Source organism: Bacillus sp. JJ722, assembly GCF_036963345.1.
Taxonomy (GTDB): Bacteria; Bacillota; Bacilli; order Bacillales; family DSM-1321; genus Bacillus_AD.
Genome location: NZ_JBALMO010000218.1, coordinates 1 through 3,315, shown reverse-complemented (window position 1 = coordinate 3,315; position 3,315 = coordinate 1). Strand labels below are relative to the sequence as shown.

Here is a 3,315-nt window from a genome sequence, read left to right as displayed (position 1 = left end):
GTTGTAGGCACCCCGTTACTTTCTTCTGGCGTCGGCACGTTATTAGCAGTAGTAGCAATATTATTAACATTGTTACCCTTATTACCATTATTGTTTGTGTTCATTTGCTGTTCACTTGCTGTCCATTTGTTGTTCATTTGTTGTTCATTTTGTTGGTACAAATCCCAGTTTTTAATTGTTATAACACTGTATTTTGTACTTGATTTGATGTTCAAAAATTCGTTTTTCTCTAACCACTGTAGCCATCGCCAAAGAGTACTTTCAGAAACATGATCGCTCTTTTTTGCACCTTCGTTATATGATTTAGATAAGGATTCTCGACCAGTGATAAATTGACCTTTTTGAATCTTTACGAGTTGCTTACCAACTAACATTTCATGTTCTTTATGAGAAGCTTCCAGTAGGCAAAGCATCCACAATTTCAATAATCTAGGATCTTGCCAGACTGGGTTGTTCATTATTTTTCTGTGGATGCTTATCCATCCTTGCAAGCTCATTCACCTCTTGAATTAAGGAATATAAATCATCTTTCCAGTTAGCTCCGCTATCTCTTGTTTAAATATATCCGCGTCACTATTGCTATCGCTTAAATGTAGCAACCATATTTTTTCTACCTTAGAAAGATCATTTGCTTTGAAAAATTCTTTTAGGTTTTCAAGGCTAAAGTGCGATCTCATTAAACGCTTCTTCATACTCTTATGAACACGACCATTTATAATGTTTTCGTTCAATATATTCATAGAATAATTACACTCAATCATGATGTGAGTAAGACCTGGAAACTGATATTTGATGTAATAGGTATCAGTAGCAAACAAAAGCTTTTCACCTAGTTGATTCACAAATAAGTAACCAACTGGCTCACTGACGTCATGCTGAACGTCAAATGGTAGCACTGTCCAAGTTCCCAGAGTAAACTGTTGCTTCGCTTTTACTGGCTTAATTCTATGATGTTTAACACCTATAGCTTCAGAAGTTCCCTTACTCATGTAACAGTCAATTCCAGCCTTCAGAACATCCTTGATAGATTTACAATGATCTCCATGCTCATGAGTAATTAAGCAGCCCTTTAACTGCGACATTTTAAACTCTAAACCCTTTTGTATATCCCGATAATTTATTCCACATTCCAACAATAGAGGAGTGCTACCGTCTGTAATGCGGTAGCAATTCCCCTTAGAGCTAGAAGCTAAGGCTGTTACTTCAATCACCATCCTGGACCATCTGTGCCAGTTTTCTGTAACGGTTCTTCTTGCGGCTGATTCATAGGTTGTTCTTTCACTTCTTCGAACTCTACATCAATAATTTCTTTATTAGCATTTTGTTCAAGTTCTTCTGAAAGTTGTGCTTCATCTACCGCATCATCAGCACGATTAAAATGTTGTAAAACAAGACTAGAATCATCACTAGAATTTAAGAATTTCTTACAAGCACGATTGATAACCGTTTTCTTAGCCATTTCTTGCTTAAATTCATCATGAGTAGACCCTTTACGTTCTTCGGTCTGATCTTTTCCCCACATTTGTGACTTCTTCCATGCCTGTCTTATTTCATCCATAGTCATTAACTCTGTATAAGTCCGTTCGTCTTTCAATGTAATAACGCAATATGCACCCATAATTTTTTCTTTATTAATGTTTCCAAACTTTTGTTTATGTTTAAGGTGCTCAATTCTACCGTTCACGATTTCGTAATCTACTTCGTCACCGTCATAGATGACAGAAGCGTCTATGTCCCTTGCGCCAGTTAAGCTTTTAGTAACTGCCATTGTTCCAAAATAGCTACGTTGAAATGTTAATTGATTACCATAAACAATGAAGTATCCTTGTTTCTTAGCCGGATTCAGGCCTTGCACAACCATATCTAGTAGTGAGTTTGCAATTGAATCTTTAGTACAAACATCTAAAGCAGGCTTTTTATTACGATCTACAGTATTTTGGAGCGTTAACCATGCTGATTTCATTGCATTTTCTGGTGAATAATTAGTTGGAAAATGTATCTCACCTTTCTCTTGAAACTCACGAACCTTATGCGCTACAACATCGACAGTATCTTTTTTTACCATTGCTAATTGATTTTGATTACTCATATTAGATAGCCTCCTTCATTTCTTCTGAAAGTGTGTCAACACGTAAATGCTTATCTTTTTCTGATACAACTAGGCTTATAAGCTGTGATTTGGTATCAATTAATTGCGTTACCGACTCGCTGTTATCTACAAAAATCGGTGCAAAGAAACCATAATGCTCTGAAAGTGTATTAATAATGTCTAAACCAACATTTATCTTTGCTGCGTTATTTAGGCCGCTAGAGTAAGGAACGCCATCATATAACGTTTCGCATACTTCAGTAAGACCACCATTGATTTGTGTTTCGAACAGTTTGAAACGTGCATATTTAAAGCGACTATTTATCTTATCTTCCAGAAGACTTACTTTCGTTCTTATAAACTCTTCTGTTAAGTACAATTCATGCTCTAGTTTTTCGTATTCTTCTGCTAGGGATTTCTCTTGTTCCTCAAGTTCACTAATACGTGCTTGCGACTGCTTTACAACAGTAAATAATCCAACTTGACTTTGAAGCTGATTGCGACGAGATTTAAGTTCTGTAATTTCTAACTGCACATCTTGAATAGATTGTTCAGCCATGTTTCTTAGAGAGTTGATTTCCTCATTGATATTTGCTTTTTCTTTTAAATTAGCTACATATTGAGGATTCTCTGTTACATCAATGACAGAATCATTTAATGACATAAGCTTCTCTTGATGTTTTTTAAGTTCATTTTGTCTTTCAGCAATTTGAACATTAATCTTGTTATATTCAACCGTTAAACCTTCATTTTTTTGATGTATATCCTTTTTAGTTTCAGCTTCCCGTTTTCCGGTAGCATCTATTTCTTCTAACCTTTTGCTCTTCTGAAGGTTAAATTGAGCTAAAGCCTTATCTCTAGCAGATAACACTTGTTCTTCAGGAAGAGACTGACCGCAAGTAGGGCACTCACAAGCATCTGTATGGACAAATTCTTGTTCATTAACTTCTTTCCATTCTCCACGCAACCGGACTAATGTATCTTCAATTCGAGCAAGAGAATCATCATTGCTTCGTTTCTGGTTTTTAATGTTCTCTAGTTTTGAATTGTGAATATTGATATTAGATTGCTCTTCTTGAATACGAGCTTGTAGTTGGTACATTTGCTCTTTAGATCCACTCTCATGTTGTTGTTTGATGTTGACTAATTCCATTTCTATTTGCTGAATAGCTTGCTGTTTAGTAGTTATTGCAGAGCCATTGCGAATATTGCTTATTGTTGTTAAT

General features: G+C 35.6%; 2 protein-coding genes and 2 pseudogenes. All 4 read right to left on the bottom strand.

From position 1 onward, the window contains the following. A pseudogene (locus V7014_RS21595) lies at window positions 1-458 on the bottom strand (hypothetical protein); the annotation flags it as partial. Between the two features lie 51 nt (window positions 459-509). Continuing rightward, window positions 510-1,211, bottom strand: a complete 702-nt coding sequence (locus V7014_RS21590; RefSeq protein ID WP_335510236.1) for an MBL fold metallo-hydrolase — start codon at window positions 1,209-1,211, stop codon at window positions 510-512. Continuing rightward, complete coding sequence (locus V7014_RS21585) at window positions 1,208-2,089, bottom strand: recombinase RecT (protein ID WP_335510201.1); 882 nt, start codon at window positions 2,087-2,089, stop codon at window positions 1,208-1,210. Before V7014_RS21585 ends, V7014_RS21590 begins: the two co-directional genes overlap by 4 nt. Window position 2,090: 1 nt before the next feature. Beyond that, window positions 2,091-3,315: pseudogene (locus V7014_RS21580) on the bottom strand (hypothetical protein); the annotation flags it as partial.